Source organism: Bacteroides sp. HPS0048 (assembly GCF_964240755.1).
Classification (GTDB): Bacteria; Bacteroidota; Bacteroidia; order Bacteroidales; family Bacteroidaceae; genus Bacteroides; species Bacteroides nordii.
This window is the reverse complement of sequence record NZ_CAXSVC010000024.1, coordinates 1-20,181: the sequence shown is the minus strand read 5'-3', so window position 1 is coordinate 20,181 and position 20,181 is coordinate 1. Positions and strand designations below refer to the sequence as shown.

The window sequence follows — 20,181 nt, the reverse complement described above, 5'->3', positions numbered from 1 at the left end:
TTTATAACGCATCCGTGTATAAGAAACCCGTACGAACCATTACTCAATCGCAGATACGACTAACTTGCTATTTTTTGAACCAGGCATTATTTTATTTATGGCTACGTTTGCACCAATAATTTAATTAATAAAAAGGTATGAAACAGCCGGTATTCAACACTTTCATCCTTCTCTCGATGTTATTGTCCAACATGTCTGGATATGCTTTGAATAACTACTATTTTAATATTATCAGTAGAGATAAAGGATTATCACAGACCAACGTTAAAGCAATCATTCAAGATAGTAATGGATTTATGTGGTTTGGAACTCGCAATAAGCTCAACCGATACGATGGAAATACATTTAAAGTGTTTGATTGTTATGATCATGTAGCACAAAAACAAAATAATAACATCTCTTCCTTATTTGAAGATAAAGAAAAACAACTGTGGGTGGGAACTGATAATGGTGTTTTCAGACTAAATCCTCAAACCGGGAAATTCACTTATATGAATACACAAACGTCAGAAGGGATTACCATGACCGACTGGATATCTGATATAAAAGAGGACAAAGATGGGAATATCTGGATTGTAGTTCCTAATCAGGGATTATTCCGCTATCTTCAAAACAATAAAGAATTAAAGTTCTATGCTTTTGGAAAAAAATCAGTTCCGGATCATGGTAATCCTCAAAGTATATGTATAGATCAAAGTAACAGAGTCTGGATAGGAACAAATGGAAAAGGAGTATATCTATACAATAAAAACACCAATCAATTCAATCAATATCTTGGAGATACACAAGGCAACACACTTGCCGGAGAAAATATTTATACAATGGCGGATGATGGTGAGTTTCTGATTCTTGGCATACACGAAGGCAAACTACGCAAGATTCACAAAAGGAAAAATACAGTTACTGATGTAAATGCGCCAGAGATACACTATAAAATTATTCGTTGCATCACCAAATTAGGAAATCAATTATGGGTAGGTACCCAGTCTGGTATATATATATTAAATGAAGAAGGCGAAGTATTCAGGATATACAATGATCCGATGTCTAATTATTCACTTTCGGACAATCAAGTGGGAAAAATCTATCAGGATCGGGAAGGGGGGGTATGGGTTGGAACAAATGCAGGAGGAATCAACTATTTATCAAGTTCAGTTCTCAAATTTACCCGTTACATTCCACTAAATAGGAAAGAAACAATCAGCAGTAAACGTGTGCGAGAAATCATTGAAGATAATGACCAGAATATATGGATAGGGACAGAAGATGCCGGAGTTAATATTTTTTCTCCGGAAAAGAAAACATTCAAAAAGATGGGAAGAGAAATCAGTAAAGATTTAACATCTGAACAGACTCTGAGCTTATTGAACACGAATGGAAATATTTGGGTTGGTTTATTCAAAAACGGGTTAGATGTCATTTCCTCGAAGACCTACAATATACAACATTATTCAGGAAATCAGTTAAAATTGAATGAATCCAGTATTTATGCCTTATGCGAGGACAAATATGGTAATATTTGGTTAGGGAACGGTTGGGGTGTTTATAAAGGCAATAAAGAGACAATGGAGTTTGTCAATGTAAAAGAATTCGGTCTGTGCTATATTTACGATATTATTGAAGATTCTAATGGAAATATTTGGGTAGCAACCATGGGTAATGGTGTATATAAATACAACCAAGAATCACAGAAAATAGAGCATTATACAAATCAAATTAATGTCAAATCTTCTTTGAGTTCCAATTCGGTGAGCAATATTATGGAAACGAGTAACGGAGATATATGGTTCGCTACAGACAGAGGAGGTATTTGCAAATATAATAGCAAAGAAAACAATTTTCATAAAATTTCTTTAGCTGAAGGGTTACCGGATGATAGTGCATATAAAATAGTAGAAGATAAAAATGGCTATTTATGGTTCGGAACTAACAATGGATTGATACAGTTAAACCCACAGGATTATAGTATCAAAATATTTTCAACAAATAATGGCTTACCCAGTAACCAGTTTAGTTATAAATCAGCCTTAGTCAGCAGTACAGGGGAATTATTCTTCGGAACAGCAGAAGGCCTCATCTCTTTTTTCCCAGAAAAAATGGAACAGAATCACTTCATTCCACCTGTATACATTACATATATTAATTATAAAAATAACAAATCACAAGACAAGGAAACGAACAGTGAATTCCTGAAATCAGGCCCAATCACATTACAACATGATCAAAATAGTATCGAGTTAGGCTTTGTTGCCTTAAGCTATGCATGTCCAACCGCTAATCAATATGCATACAAAATGATAAACCTTGACAAAGAATGGATATATACCAAAGATAGCCAAAGTGCAAACTATACTAATCTTTCGCCAGGGAAATATAAATTTATTGTAAAAGCCTGCAACAATGATAACGAGTGGAACGAAGAGGGGGCATCCATTGAAATCATCATTCTCTCTCCGTGGTGGAGAACCTGGACTGCCTATTTTTGCTATGCTATTATAATTATTATCTGTATTTATCTGGCAAGCAAATACTACACTTATGTACATAGGAAAAAGTCATTAGAAAAACAACGTTTATTTGAAAGTGAAAAAGAGAAGGAACTATATAGTTCTAAAATTGATTTCTTTACCAATATCGCTCATGAAATACGAACCCCATTGACGTTAATCAACGGTCCTTTAGAATCATTAGTAGAAATGGATATTAAAGAACCCAACATTAAAAAGAATGTTCAGCTTATGCAGAAAAATATATCTGAACTGCTTACTTTAATCAATCAGATTCTGGACTTTAGAAAAATCGATGCCAATAAAGTCACCATGAATCTTGTTGATAGTAATATATCAGTCATTGTCAACGAAGTCTATCAGGAATTCCTGCCTATGGGATTATCTATAAATAGAATAATGCAGATTGATATGCCCGAACAAGACATCTATGCGCAGATCGACCGAGGCTCTTTCATAAAAATCTTGAATAATCTATTTTCAAATGCAATCCGATATTCAGATAGAAATATCAGCATAAAACTTGAGGATACAAGTAAACATTTCCATCTGACAATAAAAAATGATGGTGAAATAGTACCCTCTGAGATGGAAGATAAAATATTCGATCCGTTCTATCAATTGAAAAAAAATGCAAATATAAATGCCAGTTCCGGCATAGGCTTATCTTTAGCCCGATCACTTGCAGAATTGCATCATGGTACTTTAAAATACAAAAGTACAAATAATCTAAATATATTTACGTTAGTTATACCAAAAGGTGAAGTATTGAAACAAGATAAAGAAATCGATTTGTTTAACGATGATTTTATTGAGCCGCCATCTAAACAGGAGACCATTTTAATTGTAGAAGATAATATTGAATTATTGTCATTTATGACAGAAAAGCTGAACTCCAGCTTCTCCATAGAGAAAGCGACAAATGGTGCCGAAGCATTTGATATTATTGAAAGAAAAAATATCGATATTGTAATTACAGATATTATGATGCCTATAATGGATGGTTTCGAACTCTGTAAGAAAATAAAAACAGATATTGAATATTGTCATATACCAGTCGTTCTATTAACAGCCAAGAATGATTTGAGCAGTAAAATCAGAGGACTTGAAACCGGAGCAGACGCTTACATTGAAAAACCTTTCTCATTCAAATATCTGATAACCCAACTGAGTTCACTGCTGGAAAACAGAAAAAGAGAAAAAGAGGCATTCATCAAAAAGCCTTACGTTACATCTCATTCAATAGGATTATGCAAAGCTGATGAAGAATTAATAAATAAGATCATTGGTATTATTGAAGAGAATATAACAGACTCAAACTTTGGTGTTGAACGCCTGTCTGAAATTACTAATATGAGCCGGTCAAGCCTACACCGAAAGATCAAAGCCCTTTCCGGAACATCGCCTACCGACTTTATCCGACTCATCCGGCTTAAAAAAGCTTCTGAACTGATAGCCGAAGGACACTATCGTACAGGAGAAGTATGCTATATTGTCGGGATAAACTCCCCCTCCTATTTCATCAAATTATTTCAGAAACAATTTAATATGACCCCCAAAGAATTTGAGAAGCAACAAAGGATGACAAACACAAATGATTATAACATAAATTTAACAAAATGAAAGGAACAAGTTTTTTTTTATTAAGCCTGATTTTAATTGTATTTTACTCATGTGGTTCATCAAAAACGATTCGTTCAGGAGAGATATGGACAGATACAGACCAAAACACGATTAATGCACACGGAGGAGGAATCTTATATCACAATGGAACCTACTATTGGTATGGTGAATATAAAAATGACTCAACTTACCATGCACCTGGTGTAGAGTGGGATTGTTACAGGACAGAGGCAGGAGGAGTAGCCTGCTACTCTTCTAAAAATCTGCAATCGTGGAAGTTTGAAGGTATCGTATTAAAACCTGACATGACAGATCCGACATCCGACATCCATCCATCTATGGTCATAGAACGTCCCAAGGTAATCTACAACGATAAAACAAAGAAGTTTGTGATGTGGATGCATATTGACAACTATAATTACTCGAAGGCCGCAGCCGGAGTGGCTATATCAGACAGCCCGACAGGAAACTTCCAATATTTACACTCTCTTCGTCCCGGTGGAGAAGAAAGTAGAGATATGACCTTGTTTAAAGATGAAGATGGAAAAGCATATCATATCTATTCAACCAAAGGTAACTCCACTTTATTCTTCCATTTACTTTCAGACGATTATCTGACACACACAGGGATATATAGAGCTGCCTTTTCCGGAAAGTACAGAGAAGCCCCAGCCATCTTTAAAAGACAAAACAAATATTATCTGATCACTTCCGGATGTAGTGGATGGGACCCTAATGAAGCAGAATATGCAATCGCCGACTCCATACTGGGCGAATGGAAAACAATGGGTAATCCCTGTATCGGAGAGAATGCAAATAAGTCATTTGGAGGACAAAGTACATTTGCCATATCAGTAGATCCAAAGAAAGATAAATATATCATAATGTTTGACAGGTGGAACAAACTGGACTTAATAGATTCCAGATATATTTGGTTACCAATTAATTTCCATCCGGAGGGAATAAGCATAGAATGGAAACCTGAATGGTCCTTCAAGAAATAGCAATACACAAAATCATCTCTTAAATTTTATATTATGAAACTGAAACTATTATTAATCGCATGTAGTAGTTGTCTGAGCATAGTATCACATGCTCAGACTCCAGGGGACATTGAAAATGTCAGATTTGAATACATGGAAAAACCTGTACTATTGAGTATCGGTGGAGATCCATTGGACTTTGTCCATGCCACATATACCAACATGGCATGGGGTGACTATAACAACGACGGTAGCCTCGATCTGTTTTACAGTGATAAAAATAATCATGGCAGTGCAACGAAAACTCAGGAAAGCTTCTATCAGAATAACGGGGATGGTACCTTCAACAAACTAACCTCTCCATTTGCCTCCACCGCTTTTTCGTGTCCGGTATGGTTCGACATGAACAATGATGGACTTCTGGATCTATTTATTCCCGGGCTAAGTGATTGGAATTATCAATGGAATGATTTGAGTACTCGCCTCTCAACAATACAAGCACGTTTATATATCAACCAAGGAGTACAGACTAACGGCACATACAAATTTCAAGAGATACCAGAATCAGGATTAATACCCATATTCAATGGAAAAACCGGAGGGAAAGGGCACAATTGGGCAGTGGCAGGTGACTATGACAATGATGGATATACCGATTTGCTCATCACAGGTTTCGATGAAAAAGAAAGATCGAACCGAGATGATTATGAAGACGCGGTAAGAGTGGTGTATTTATTCAGGAACATAAAAGGAGAATCCTTCGAGCTTCAGAAAATGCCCTTAAACGGTAACAAACCTTTCCATGGAATGACCGACGGCAGTGTGTGTTTCGTCGATCTGGATAATGACGGCTGGTTGGATATCGTTTCTACCGGATATGGTTATTCAAGAGAATCTGAAATGCATGTTTATTGGAACATGCAAGATGGTACATTTACAGAATCAGATTATAACTTTGATACAACCACCAACTCCTCATGTGATGTATGCGATTTAAACAATGACGGTTGGGCAGATATTATCATAACAGGTGTATATTTCAATAACGGTCAAAAAAAATTCTATATTTATAAGAACAAAGGAAACCGGGATTTTGAAAAAATAGAAAAAGAACAACTGCTTCCGATAGACGGCGGTCAGCTTTCATTCGGCGACATCAACCACGATGGCCTGGCAGACATGTTAGTAGGTGGTCATAACAATACGTATGAACATACTACCTGGCTCTATGTAAACAAGGGGAATTTTGATTTCGAGCCTATGGCATGGTACAATAAAGAGAATTATGGCTGGGCATTTCCGAGAGTTACCCATGGAAGTGAACAACTGATCGACATTGACAATGACGGCCGGCTGGATGCATGGATTTCAGGATGGTCAAAAGACGCTTGCAATTCGGGTTGTAATACTGAACTCTGGAAAAACACCTCTAATGTAAGCAAGAATGAAGCTCCGGGAACCCCTCAGAATTTAAGAGCCAGTTTGATAGAAGGTACTAACCTGCTTTCCTTATCGTGGGATCCCGCCACTGACGACATCACCCCTCAAAGTGCATTACAGTACAACATTTATCTAAAAAAGAAAGACTCCGGGACATGCTATATGACGGTACCGGCAGATATATCTTCCGGCTTTATCAAAGTTGGTCGCATTTCGGGCCAACTCACTCAATGTTCATATAAAATAAAAATAGAGTCCAATGGTGTATATGAATGGGGAGTACAGGCCATAGATAATGGAAAGCGAGGCAGCCTCTTTGCTAAATCCACGCTAACGATTGATCAGGTTAGTGGAATCACAAATCAGGAAGAAGAATCTATCTTCATCCATAGCAAGGGAGAATCAGTATACTATTCAATCAAAGGAACGGGAGATATAACCCTATTCAAAACTGACGGTAGCATTGTGTATCAGAATCAAATCCAGGAGGCTGGGAGCATCACTTTACAGGAAAAAGGTAGCTATATCGTCATGATTAAAACAAATTCAACTATAAAAAGGCAGAAGTGCGTTATTCTATAACCCAATTCAGATTCTCACTATATGGAAAAAAAATATTTATTACTTGCATGCGTTGGCCTGTTCAGCCAATTACATATATATTCAAAAGAGCAACAGTCCATTAATTTAGGAGACACTCCATGGAAATTTTCTAAAGTAATCCGGCAAGAAACAAACTTAGCCAAGGACGCAAGTATTCTTTATGGATTGCAAAAAGTATCAGAGATAAATGACGATGATATTCATACGGAATGGAGAGCAGATTATTCATCAGAAAAACATCTATTCATCGATCTGCATGAAAAGAAACAGCTTAAAAACTTCAAACTAATATTCAAAGGAGATCAGACACGATTTGCCACTGTGAAAATGGAAGCCAGCCTTAATAACGAAGATTGGTATCCGATGGCAGAAGGTACAGTAAAAAGAGCATGTGACCTTCACAAAGAAGGTGACATATCCAATGTGAACAATACAGTAGGTTATTTTGAAAAGGTAACATATACCTACCTCTCCATCCCTGTTTCGGCATCCTATCGATACATCAGGCTGACAATTCTAAGTTGCCAGTCCGAAAAGAATGAAGAGTTACCGAAGCGTATCAGCGAACTTGCCATTTATCCGGTCGAAAACAATTATTCAGACCAGGAAATAGCAGGTTTGGCATTTAAAGACGATCAATGGGAATCGGTCGGCATTCCTCACTGTTTCAATGAACGCGATACCTACTTAAATGCCAGCACAGGCGAACGCTGCTGGAGAGGAGAAGCCTGGTACAGAAAAAAAATAGGCTTCAGCAAAAAAGACCGGGATAAAGAAATCTTCCTTGAATTTCAGGGAATAAACTTCGCGGCTATTGTCTTTATCAATGGACAAGCCATCCCCGGTAACACACAAGTACAGCATCCGGGTATAGTCACTCATGTAGGTAGTGCCCTCCCCTTTGTTGTGAACATCACAAAATACATAAAATGGAATACGGAAAATCAGATAGCCATTAAAGTCTCTAATGCTAAAAACACATTTTTTACCTGGCCGGAGTTTGGTACAAATGAAGGATTCGGACAGGCTATGGGTGGCATCGTTTGCCCGATATACATGCACAAAAAGCATAAAATACATATTCCATTCAACCGCTATTCTCCATTAAAGAAATGGGGTACTTATTGGGGAACAGTATCGGCTACACCTCAAAAAGCAACGATACGTTTCCAGGTAAACGTTGACAACACTACAGATCAAGAGCAGGATATTGAGTTACGTACTTATCTGCAGGATCAACAAGGACACACTGTATTGTCTTTCTCCGACAAACAAAAGATCTCAGCCCGAACAACCCAGTTGTTTGACCGTACGGAATCTATTCAGAGCCCTCATTTATGGTATCCCATTGGTTGCTCCGGTACTCCGTACTTATATACGGTATTGAATAAAGTATACGTAAACGGCAAATTAGCAGATAGCCAAAGCGAGCCATTCGGAATAAGAGAAATCACCTGGGATGAAAATTACTGTTACGTGAACGGAGAAAAATGTATTTTACGAGGCTTCGGAAGCAGAAACATATATCCGGGATTAGGAGCTGCTATCCCCGCTGCTTTGCAATGGCAAGACATTGCCCTTATTGCCCAGTGTGGAGGTAATACATTGCGTGTAGGACATCAGCCACCTTTCACAGAAGCACTCAAAGCTTGTGATGCTTACGGGGTTTTACTAATTACAAACAGTGGAGACGGAGAATGGTCACTAAAGAATGAACCGGCCAAAACATACAAACGGGAGTATGACCGGGAAATGCTTGTAGCCTTTCGTAATCATCCGTCCGTCGTTATTTGGGAATCGAATAACGGATTGGCATACGATGGAGATAAATACCTGCCATCGCATACACTCAGCGAAGTGAAAGCATGGGATTATATACAACCCCGGCTGGTTCTCAATCGTGACGGTTATCCTCCTGAATGGGACGAGAAAGAACCCATTGTGATTGGTTATACCAATCGTTATGAAAAAGTAAAAGGCCGCCCGTCACTAAACACAGAGGTTTATGGTGCCAACTGGAGTGGACTTCCGAGTTGGTGCATCGCACGGTTTGATTATAATAACGAGAAGGAATTTTCAATGGATTACATACGAAACTATTTAGATAACCTGGACAATCAGGCTTGCGGTTGGATTGACTGGATGCTGGTAGAAACTTACGGTGAAGGTTATACAATCTATCTGAATGGAATGAAAAATCAGAAGAGCCTGGGTTCATGCGCAATGGATGGAAACCGCTTTCCTAAACTGAAGTACCGAATTTACCAAAAAGCACTCTGGGTACCCTATTCTCAGCAACCGGGAGTTGCACTCCAAAGCCACTGGAATTACTCAGATATTCAAAATATTGATGCCTGGAGCAACTGTCCCTACGTCGAACTATTTATCAATAAAAAGTCGTACGGTATTGTTGAGCCAGATCAAAGAACCCGCCAATGTACATGGAGAGATATCCAATGGGAACCGGGTACCGTAGAAGCCGTAGGTCTTGATACGAACAAACACCCTGTTTGTTCAGAGAAAATAGAATCTTCCGATAAGCCCTATGCCATAGAAGTTACAATCGAGAAGCCTGCGGCTAAGCCCACCGGAGAAGAATTTATCTTGAAAGCAAATGCTTCCGACGCTTTCATAGTGACAGCCAAAGTGGTAGATAAGGATGGGCATTGGTGTCCATGGGCCGATAATCTATTGAAATTTGAAGTTGAAGGCGAAGGTATATACAAAGGTTCCTATAATTTCTATGTTACCGAAGGTAAAGACTTATCCTATCACGCCCCCGGAGATACAGAATTACAGGCAGAAGGAGGACTTATGAGAGTAGCTGTACGTACCACTTTTAAACCGGGAAAGATAAAAGTAAAAGTGAGTTCGGATGGGTTAATCTCAGGAGAAAGCATTATTAAATCAAAAAAAATCAAACATTAATTTTCGGACAACATGATGATGAAAAAATATATTTATGCTATATGCACTTTATTATTAGTAGGATGCATGGCTTCTCGCAAGTCACCAGAAAACAAAACGATCGGGAAAGAGAAAGTAACGATCGACAGTCTGGCTCCCAATCCCTTTATTCGACATATGTACACAGCCGATCCATCTGCCCATGTCTGGGCAGACGGCCGCTTGTACGTTTATGCCTCGCATGACATAGATCCACCTCAGGGTTGTGACCTGATGGACAGATATCATGTTTTTTCTACCGATGATATGGTGCACTGGAAAGATCATGGAGAAATACTGAATGCTTCTCAAGTGCCATGGGGACGTAAAGAAGGCGGGTTCATGTGGGCACCGGACTGTGCTTATAAGAATGATACCTATTATTTTTATTTCCCACATCCCAGCGATACGTATACAAACAATAGTTGGAAAATAGGAGTAGCCACCAGTAAAGAACCTGCTGCCAACTTTACAGTTCAAGGATACATTAAAGGAATGGACCCCATGATAGATCCCTGCGTGTTCACAGATGACGACGGTCAAGTTTATATATATAACGGTGGAGGTGGCATTTGCAAAGGGGGCAAACTGAAAGACAATATGATGGAGTTGGATGGTGAGATGAAAATTATGGAAGGTTTAGATGATTTCCACGAAGCTACGTGGATACATAAATATAAAGGAAAATATTATCTTTCTTATGCTGATAATCACGAGCCCAATAACAATGACGGCATGAAAGGCTATAACTGTATGCGTTATGCCATAAGTGACAACCCTTTAGGACCGTGGAAATACATGGGTGTCTATATGGAACCTTCCGATTGCTTTACCAATCAAGGTTCTATCGTAGAGTACAAAGGGGAGTGGTTTGCTTTCTATCACACGATATCCTTATCCAACAATCCTGCGTTACGTTCTATTTGCGCAGATAAGTTATATCATAACGAAGACGGCACTATCCGCATGGTGAAACAACACAAATAAGACTTGCGACACGCGTTTTGACAAGAGATATGCAAGAATGTACATTATTACCATGCAAAAGTGTACATTCTTATACAACAAAAGTGTACACTTATGTCATACAAGAGTGTACACCTTTGTAATAATCTAATTTTCAGCAATATAACATTTTTCATAACCTTATTTCTATTGACCTTCTGATCTCTATATCCGGCTAATAGATTTTCTTCCTTTTTTATATGATTATGAATATAAAATTAATAATTCCCACATGAAAAAGATTTTATTTATGTGTTTGTTCTGCCTTTACTTATTCGGTTCACATGCACAAACCCTCTTTCACAAATCGACCACCCTCCCCCGGGTAGGTGACAAAATCTATAAACAGGAAATTCGCTTTCTTCCTCCGGGAGAAAGCGGTACGGGAAAAGTATGGCAATTCGACCACCTGACTCCTGTAGACGAACAGTATGAGCTGATCTATACCGGCAATGATTCTCTATTGACAGGCACAGAACATCGAACCCGATACACTTATCGTGTGGCAGGAGATTCTCTATGGAAAACCGAAGTCGAAAATATATCAACCTACCAAAAAGCAATTCATCCTGAACTTCTGGCCGTATATCCCATACAATTGGGTAGTCACTTCGAAAGTTACTTTGGCTATACCGGTGAATACCAACATGCCTATGGCATGGAACTATTGGGCAAAACCACCGTTTCGGTGGATGCAACAGGAACCCTGATCATAGCCGGAGATACTATTCCTGATGTATTACGGATACATACAGAACGACGGTTTGTACAAGATCTGAACCTGAGCAACGAATCCGTAATGGCAGAAGACTCCACCTTGTGGTTACGCCGTTTCACTCCGGACAGTATCTCATATCGCATCAACACAGACACACTTGTTACACAGACCGATACTTATAGTTGGTACGCTTCAGGCTATCGTTATCCGATAGTAGAGACAGTGGAAAACACCCTAATCCGCCACAGTGTTCCCATTCCTCATTTTCAGACTGCTTTCTACTATCCTCCGGTTGACCAATATTATACATTGAATGAAGATACGGAGAATCGGCAGAAGCGTGAAGAGACACTTACACAACGGCAGTCGGGAAAGAATAGATCCCGTAATGGCTCATTCTCATTAGAGGATGCGATGGGAAAATGTAAATTCTATCAGGAAAGCAATAATCTGGTTGTAGAATATATGCTGAATACTTCCTGCGAGGTTGAGATGGCCTTATATACTGTTCAGGGTGAACTGTTGGCTATTTACCCGAAGAAAGCATTGCGTCCGGGGCAATATCGTGAGTCCATCGCTATTGATTCTTTGCTATCAGAGCGCTATGTATTACGTCTGATTGTCAATGGCAAAGTCTATGGCGAGAAAATCTGAGTACCGACCACTATATTCAAATACTATTATGAAAAATTTATCAAGCCTTTATCAAACCGCCACTCTTTTATTGTTCGTCTGTATAGGATTCTGCGAAACAGTCTCTGCCGATAATCCCATCAAAATCTCCCAACCTCAGATTTCACCTGTCTCTCCGGAAGCGGCGGCTGTACAAAAATATATTTGCTATCCGGTTAATCATAGTACAGGATTGGCCGATATCACCATTCCGCTGTATACCATTAAAGCCGGCGATTTAGAGCTTCCTATCACTTTGACCTATCATTCTGCCGGAATTAAACTCCATCAGTTAAGCGGCTGGGTGGGTACAAACTGGACATTAAATGCCGAGCCTTCCGTCATGCGGGAAATCAAAGGTATTCCGGATGACGCAAAACGCGGAGGATACAGAACCTTGGAATATCTTAAAAACAAAAATAACAGTAACTCCGATGAACTAACCCGCTTCTTCAGACGAATTGAAGATAAGGATTGTGACAGCGAACCCGATCATTTCTATTATAAATTACCTAACCGAAGTGGTACTTTTTATTTAGGAGTAAAATATACGGGATACAACAATGCTCCGTACAATGCAGGCTTTGGTATCTATCCGTATACGCCTCTAAAAATTTCCGGTTGGGAACTTATTGGCGAAAATGGTGTCGATATAGAGGACGAAAATGGTGTCTGGTATGAGTTTGGTGGAGAAATGGACGGATATACGGAGAAGACCGGAAATTATAATACCCGCTGGCTGTGTAAGAGCATTAATTCCCGTCAGACAAGAGCGTGTATATCATTCAACTACAGTGATTTACAGCGAAAGCGAATCAACCCCAGCTATTCTTCCGATTATGTTGTATTGGAAGATAAAATGGAATATAATGTTGGCAGCGGCAGAAGCTCTGTATCTGATCCTACTTGGTTTCCAATAAAAGAGAACACTTTCTTACGTCGTCCGGACAGTGTGAATGTCCCTATGCCCCGTTCTAATTATTATGGAGGCTATAGACTACTAATCAAGCAAAGAGGCCGGGTCTATTATGGAAATATCACAGATGGAAAAGTCGAGATACTCAATTCATCTTATCCCAGCGAACGGGAATATGCGATTTTCAACCCTTACGATTCCGACTTTGTGGACGAACGCAAGCTAACGCGTATTGACTTTGACGGAGGTATCGTTTTATTTGAGCAGGACCCGGAAGACAACCTAAGTACCATTACAGTCAAGTCAAGAGACGGAAGTATTATCCGGAAATTTCAATTCTATATCTCCCGGTACAATGCATACACGGAACTCACAAAATTAGATTCAATCGCTGTTACTGCCGGTAGAGATCCCGAGCGCCGTTTATACTCTTTTTTATATGATAAACCTGATAATGTTCAGCCTGTATCCAGCTTGGCAATGGATCATTGGGGATATTATAATGGTCAGCATGAATTAAACAACGGCACCCGGCTCTTTATTCCCTACGGCCGTTATTACGTAAACGACGATTATTACTTCCATTATGGAGATAGTGCCCGCGAATGCAATGAATACCATATGAAAACAGGTGTCCTAACCGATATCTTCTCACCGGAGGGAGTACGTACAAACTTCAGTTATGAAGCCAATCGGTACGGAAAGGTATTCAGCGGTGCTGCGAATTACCAAAAGAAAGTCTATTTGGCAGGAGGACTGCGGGTAAGCATGATCAGAGAGAGCGATATGCATGGTGGCCTTTCCAGAGTTCGTTATTTTCAGTATGGTCTTTCTGCTCCGGAAGGAAAATATGGCAATGACGGTACCGGACTTGGTGTAGCTAAGGTAGCAGTAACTCAACGAGATTATTGTACGGAACAAGAGCGACTGACTATTGGCCATCTCGGCGAAAGAAATCTTTGTCGCACACATACATGGGGCGCGACTCCTGTTTCCAATATCTCGTTCGGCAATGGTAATTCAGTGATTTATCCTTATGTGAGGGAACGAGTGATCGCCGATGGAGCAGAAATTCGTACAGACTATCATTTCAGTGCTCCTGAGTGGGATTTATATGGTGGCATTCCGCAGGATCCTTTCTCTCCGAGACAAGTTCGCCAGGATATTTCAAAACCCTTTGATCCCGACAAAGGCGAAGATGCTTTACGCTATGGACACCTTATCAAGAAAGAGATATACAGCGGAGATACGTTGGTAGAAAAGCACGAATACGAATATTCCATTTACCAAAAGCCATTCAAAGAGGATAATGATTATACTTTCGCAGTTGTTTTTGGACGGCCTTATAAGACTCGTGTTTGTAACGTTCAGGAGTATGATAGTCGTCCTCAAGAATTATATAAAGATTATACGTGGATGAAAGAACGAGGCGCTTCCCGTTTGAAGCGTGAACGCACCACCCGTTTTTCGGATACAGGCGATACAAGCATCCTGACTCGCGAGCATGTTTATCATCCCGACAGTAGTAATGTATACGATGGATTTGATGCAGAGTTAAATGGAGGAGGTACACTTTATGCAACCAACCACTTAAATCCACTATGGACCCGAACCCGAACCGGCAACAGTGAGATTATGGAACAGTTTATATATCCTGAAGAGGCAAAGAAGAATATAACAATAAATTTGGGGCAAGACTTTCTACTGTCATGCAATGCGATCAATAAATTACTGGTTTATAAACGCGTTTGCGGAAAAGATACGACCTCTTTAAGGAATGTATATGCGGGGCTCAATATTTACGCCGTTCAAGCTTGGAACCCAACATTATCCCAATACGAAGATCGCCTCAAATACACCTATAATGATTTTGGAAATATCAGTTCGGTCACTTCCGATGGCAAGATTTACACCAGCTATCTTTGGTCGTATTACAATCAGTATCCTGTCTTTAAAGTAGAAAATGCCAATATTGCCAAGGTACTTTCCGCACTCAATAAAGATCAGGCATGGCTTACACAGTTGGAAGCACAAGGGCAGCCCGATGTCTTCGCCTTATCCGGCACCAGCCTCCCGCATACCACCTTATATACCTATCGGCCCTTGATAGGAGTTTCCTCCATCAGAGGTGCCGATGGAGTTAATACCTATTTTGAGTATGATTACTGGGGACGTCTTATTCGTTCGTATATCCTTGAAGATGGAGTTGAAAAGACTATTTCCACATTCACATACAATACTCCCGGTTATCATCTATAGTATAAAAGTATAATCAATAAAAGTAAATCAACATGAATCGAACCATTCATTTTACACTTCTACTTTTGTGCATATCCCTGTCTCTGCCTTCTCTGCTAAAGGCTCAGAACAAACACAAACATTATGTGCAAACTCATCTGATGACAGAGGAGGACGGTAGCCGTTCACGCGAGACAGTAACATACTACGACTCTTTCGGCCTGGAATATGAAACACTGGAAGTAGGTGCCACCCCACAAGGAAAAGACCTGCAGACTCCCATTGGCTATGATGGCTTTTTCCGGAAAACGATGGAGTTCCTTCCCCGTCCCGCCGGGAATACTGATTTTTATGCGGATGCCAATCCCTATCATTACACGGTATACGAAAACTCCGAGTTGAACCGAGTCCGTGAAGCATATGGCCCCGGACAGACCTGGCAAGAGAACGGAAAGGCGGTGAAATATGCCTACCTGGTCAACAAAGCGTCGGGGGTTCTGTCCTGCTCCTATTACCAGGTGGAAGAGCTGGATCGTGATATAAAGCTTACCCGTTCCGGCAATTATACACCCGGCGAGCTAACCATCACCCAAGTCACGGATGAGGATGGACATATCACTTACACTTTTTCTGATTCTTCCGGACGTTTAGTTTTAACCCGCCAAATGAATGGAACCGTTGCCCATGACACCTATATCGTTTATGACGACAGAGGGCGCAAACGAGTCGTCCTCCCCCCTTCCGCCGCCGATGCGCTTACCGCCGTAGGAAACTGGCTTTGCAGTCAGAGCGAACCTATCCAATTGTATGGATACATATACCGGTATGACGGAAGGGACCGTTGTATCGAAAAGAAACTTCCGGGCTGCGCACCGATCTACTACGTCTATGACAAGTCCGACCGCATGGTGCTTAAGCAAGACGGCAACGACAGAGAGGTGAAACGGTGGCAGTCTTATCAATATGATCACTTGGGGCGACAGGTTATCTGGGGATTCTTAAAATCACCCAGTAGTCACCAATACTGGATAACATTCTGTCAGAATAAGGTACTATCTGTTGGATATACAGGGGCTCAAACACCTATGGAAAATTACGGGTATTCTTCGGTATCACAAATCAGCCTCCGATGCACCCCACTGATTATTAACTATTATGACGACTATGACTATACCAATATCTTTAGTGAGTTTATCGGTTCTCAAAACCGCCCGGGTTATTATTCCTCTTTTGCGTCCTCGCCAAAGTCCTCGTACGGGAAACTTACCGGGCAGGTTGTCGCACTATTGAATGATCCCTCTAAAAAGGACTACATCGCCTACTATTACGACCGGCGGGGTCGTGAAGCGCAGCGTACGGCAAATTCCACTTTTGGTTTCAAGAACTATACCTTCACTAATTACAATTTTACCGATCAGCCTGTTTCTGTTCGTAAGGAACATACAAGTATTTATCCGGACGCTGCTTCCGGCTCGACAGGAGTTGCCAGCCATGCAACCACGTATGAATATGAGTATGACCCTGCCGGGCGTGTATCAAAATTGTATCATACATTCGACAGTGATCCCCGTGTATTGATGGCAGATTATCGGTATGACGAGGTAGGACGTTTTAGAAACAAAGTTGATCCACAATCACGCTGATACGGCAAGTTATAAATACAATGTCAGGGGGTGGCCTACGGAGATCAACGAACCGGGCATGAGAGAGAAGATTTACTACAATGAAGATCTTCCGCAAGGAGTGTCTCCTTTATATAACGGTAATATTCCCTGTCTGTCAAATTCGGTAAATACAATTCCGGTCGCTCGTTTTACTTACGACGGACTCAATCGTTTGCTGAGTACCCGCAGATATAAGATGGACGGTAGGCCGACGGAACACGGGGAGAATTTTACATACGATAAAATGGGGAATCTACTTACCTACCAGCGTGTCTTTGAGGACTTTTACCCTGATTACACAACCAAATTGGCTATTAAGTATCATGGTAATCAAATTCAGTCTGCAACCGATGAAAGGCGCTCTGTTGGTTATTACAATCTTCGTTATCTTGATGACCAAAATGCTGATGTTGAATATTTCTACGACAGCAATGGTAATTTAGTGAAGAACCTTGATAATCGGATTGGAAAGATCAAGAATAATATCCTGAATCTCCCGGAGGTAGTTGCTTTCACTGATGGAAACCTCCTCACGTTCTCCTATATGGCGGATGGCCGCAAGGTGCGTGATTCTTATGGTTCTTACCCTATTAAACCGACGACCCCTTTAGATACGGTGGTAAACAACACTGACCCCTATATTACCGGAATTAATGACTGGAGTGAAGACTATTATTATCAGTCGAAAAAGCTCCGGCGGGTCACCACATCGGATGGTCATTTGAATTTTTATGATTCCCCGGATCATACCACGTATTACACTACTAAAGATCACATTGGCTGTACATGGCAACGCAAAGTAGGTAGTAGGAACGCTTTGATGTATCCGAACTATTACCCATCCGGTATAATGGATTTAAAACCTTACCCGACTTATCCGTTTGGTTTGGGTGGCAAAGAATTCATGAGTACGAATTACTTGGATGAATATTACTTTGGCGCGCGTACAATGTATGCCATCATGAACCGTTTTAATCAGGTAGACCCGTTGTGCGAGGAGTACTATTCGGTGAGTCCGTATGTATATGCATTGAATAATCCGGTGAGATATAAAGATCCGACGGGGAAATATGTAGAATCGGCATGGGATATTTTTAGCCTTGTCACCGGTGTTGAAAGTTTTGTTAGCAATGTACAAGGTGGTAATATTGTTGGGGCAATTGTTGATGGAGTAGGGATAGTGCTTGATGCCGCTGCTGTTGCTTTACCTGTGATTCCGGGTGGAGCGGGAGCTGCAATAAAAGGTGTTCGTGCTATAGATAAAGCAGTTGATGTTGCAAAGGCTGTTGATAAAGGATCTGATGTTGTAAAAGCTGGAAAATATATTGATATTCGAAATCCTAAAAATGCGGGTCCAGGGAAGAAAACAACGCCATCTCAACGTAAGAGAATATTAGAAGCTAATAGGCAACAAAATGGTGGAGAATTACGGAGTGATGGAGATGGTAGAAGATTGAATCCTCCTTCTAAGGGCATAAAGGGGAAGAATGCTGATATGAATCAAGCTGAGATAGATCATGTTGAGCCACGATCAAAAGGGGGATCAAATGAAAATTATAATATGCAAGTTCTTTCAAAAGAAGAAAATTTAAAGAAAGGAAACAGGTAAAATGAGTAAAAAAGATTTTGTAAATAATTTGAACACAGCAGTTTTTACAACAAAATATATTCTAAATAAAAATAGTCCCATATTATATGTATACCATTACGAAGAAGATGGAGCATGGGAATTTTCAGGAATGGAAACTGATATAAATGAGGACGATTATAGAGTTCTTTCTTTAGAAGAAATTATTAATATAGATTCTTCCGTGTTGAAAATAATTTCTATGGAAATGGGATATTATGCGAAACGAGAATCAAGAGAAGCCGAATGGATAATAAATAAAATATTGTATTAAGATTGATAGAGTAAATATTATCTTAATTTTAGAGACAATATATTCGGACAACACAGACTGAATACGAGATTAACATTTGTAGATTTTTCTACAAGTGCAATAGAGGTATCTATTCTAAAAGTAACTAATGAGCTGTAACAAGAGTGGAGAGGAAAATTTCTTAAATTTTCTGTTTATAGTGATTCCCCTGTTATTAGTAGAACTGGGAGGCAGTGACTTTTTTCTCAGAGATAGAGGTGAATTACTGACATGAAGACAGTACTTTTATCGTTTTTTTCTATTATTATATATCTAGGGTGAACAAGCTTTAAATATTGATGAAGCATAATTCTGTGTTGAATTGCTGCAGGTGCTGGTAAAGATTTCACGATAATAACAGGAAAAAGGATTCATGCATCTGGTAATATACCAACTAAAGAAATTATAAGAAGAAGTGATATTAAACCACAATAAAATTAATAAGTTATGGGGAATTTTGATTACAAAAATATTTGTCTTCAGATTAAAACAAGAGAGGATTTTACAGATCCAAGATTTGCAGAGTTTATAAAAGACTGGACTTTTACAGAAAAAGAGTATGATATTTTTTTGATTCGGTTTGGGATACTATTACCAACGAGTATTCAAAGAAAGTCGTTGAGTTTTTAATTAGTTATAATGATGGAATAATTCTTCCGGATAGATGTGGCATTTGTGAACCATTAGCTCATAATTTCAATAAGAATGATATTTCTATGGCTGAGCCAACCTGGAGGCTCGTTAATATTAAAAAAAGAGAGATAAATTTGATGTTGATATTGAGAATAAAACTTTTGCGGTGGTATTTACTGATGGCAAAATGTCTCCCCTAAAAGGAATCTTTCTTAAATATCTTGGTAAAACAACCTTTAGGTTTTGCAAACAACGTAAAATATATATGGTATTTCTGGAAACCTTTTTGCGCGACTTTTGCACCTATCTGAATG

At 39.6% G+C, this 20,181-nt stretch carries 10 protein-coding genes; all 10 read left to right on the top strand.

The window, feature by feature from the left end:
• Nucleotides 1–137: 137 nt before the first annotated feature.
• The 10 genes from ACESQI_RS17140 (at nt 138) to ACESQI_RS17095 (ending at nt 19,216) form a co-directional block, all read left to right on the top strand.
• Nucleotides 138–4,130: a hybrid sensor histidine kinase/response regulator transcription factor gene (locus tag ACESQI_RS17140; protein WP_007487357.1), complete on the top strand. Its 3,993-nt coding sequence runs from the start codon at nt 138–140 to the stop codon at nt 4,128–4,130.
• Nucleotides 4,127–5,134, top strand: coding sequence for a glycoside hydrolase family 43 protein (locus ACESQI_RS17135; RefSeq protein ID WP_007487359.1), 1,008 nt, complete (start codon nt 4,127–4,129; stop codon nt 5,132–5,134). Before ACESQI_RS17140 ends, ACESQI_RS17135 begins: the two co-directional genes overlap by 4 nt.
• A 33-nt stretch (nt 5,135–5,167) precedes the next feature.
• A complete protein-coding gene (locus ACESQI_RS17130) occupies nt 5,168–7,135 on the top strand; it encodes a VCBS repeat-containing protein (protein ID WP_237977390.1) in 1,968 nt (655 codons plus the stop codon).
• Between the two features lie 21 nt (nt 7,136–7,156).
• A complete protein-coding gene (locus ACESQI_RS17125) occupies nt 7,157–10,084 on the top strand; it encodes a DUF4982 domain-containing protein (RefSeq protein ID WP_373126596.1) in 2,928 nt (975 codons plus the stop codon).
• Nucleotides 10,085–10,102: 18 nt separating this feature from the next.
• Nucleotides 10,103–11,089: a family 43 glycosylhydrolase gene (locus ACESQI_RS17120; RefSeq protein WP_373126604.1), complete on the top strand. Its 987-nt coding sequence runs from the start codon at nt 10,103–10,105 to the stop codon at nt 11,087–11,089.
• Nucleotides 11,090–11,339: 250 nt separating this feature from the next.
• The gene (locus ACESQI_RS17115) at nt 11,340–12,479 is read left to right on the top strand and encodes a hypothetical protein (RefSeq protein WP_373126595.1); all 1,140 of its coding nucleotides are present in this window, start codon (nt 11,340–11,342) and stop codon (nt 12,477–12,479) included.
• Nucleotides 12,480–12,507: 28 nt separating this feature from the next.
• On the top strand, nt 12,508–15,672 hold the full coding sequence (locus tag ACESQI_RS17110) for a sugar-binding protein (protein ID WP_195660954.1): 3,165 nt from the start codon (nt 12,508–12,510) through the stop codon (nt 15,670–15,672).
• Between the two features lie 32 nt (nt 15,673–15,704).
• Nucleotides 15,705–17,294 carry a DUF6443 domain-containing protein gene (locus ACESQI_RS17105; protein ID WP_373126594.1) on the top strand — a complete coding sequence of 530 codons (1,590 nt, stop codon included), beginning with the start codon at nt 15,705–15,707 and terminating at the stop codon, nt 17,292–17,294.
• A complete protein-coding gene (locus ACESQI_RS17100) occupies nt 17,275–18,924 on the top strand; it encodes an RHS repeat-associated core domain-containing protein (RefSeq protein WP_373126593.1) in 1,650 nt (549 codons plus the stop codon). The genes ACESQI_RS17105 and ACESQI_RS17100 overlap by 20 nt, the downstream gene beginning before the upstream one ends.
• 1 nt (nt 18,925) lies before the next feature.
• Nucleotides 18,926–19,216 carry a DUF2185 domain-containing protein gene (locus tag ACESQI_RS17095; protein ID WP_007487373.1) on the top strand — a complete coding sequence of 97 codons (291 nt, stop codon included), beginning with the start codon at nt 18,926–18,928 and terminating at the stop codon, nt 19,214–19,216.
• Nucleotides 19,217–20,181 lie beyond the last annotated feature (965 nt).

Coding starts and splice junctions, on each gene's coding strand:
- ACESQI_RS17140 (WP_007487357.1), top strand. CDS start 138: ATGAAACAGCCGGTATTCAACACTTTCATCCTTCTCTCGATGTTATTG.
- ACESQI_RS17135 (WP_007487359.1), top strand. CDS start 4,127: ATGAAAGGAACAAGTTTTTTTTTATTAAGCCTGATTTTAATTGTATTT.
- ACESQI_RS17130 (WP_237977390.1), top strand. CDS start 5,168: ATGAAACTGAAACTATTATTAATCGCATGTAGTAGTTGTCTGAGCATA.
- ACESQI_RS17125 (WP_373126596.1), top strand. CDS start 7,157: ATGGAAAAAAAATATTTATTACTTGCATGCGTTGGCCTGTTCAGCCAA.
- ACESQI_RS17120 (WP_373126604.1), top strand. CDS start 10,103: ATGAAAAAATATATTTATGCTATATGCACTTTATTATTAGTAGGATGC.
- ACESQI_RS17115 (WP_373126595.1), top strand. CDS start 11,340: ATGAAAAAGATTTTATTTATGTGTTTGTTCTGCCTTTACTTATTCGGT.
- ACESQI_RS17110 (WP_195660954.1), top strand. CDS start 12,508: ATGAAAAATTTATCAAGCCTTTATCAAACCGCCACTCTTTTATTGTTC.
- ACESQI_RS17105 (WP_373126594.1), top strand. CDS start 15,705: ATGAATCGAACCATTCATTTTACACTTCTACTTTTGTGCATATCCCTG.
- ACESQI_RS17095 (WP_007487373.1), top strand. CDS start 18,926: ATGAGTAAAAAAGATTTTGTAAATAATTTGAACACAGCAGTTTTTACA.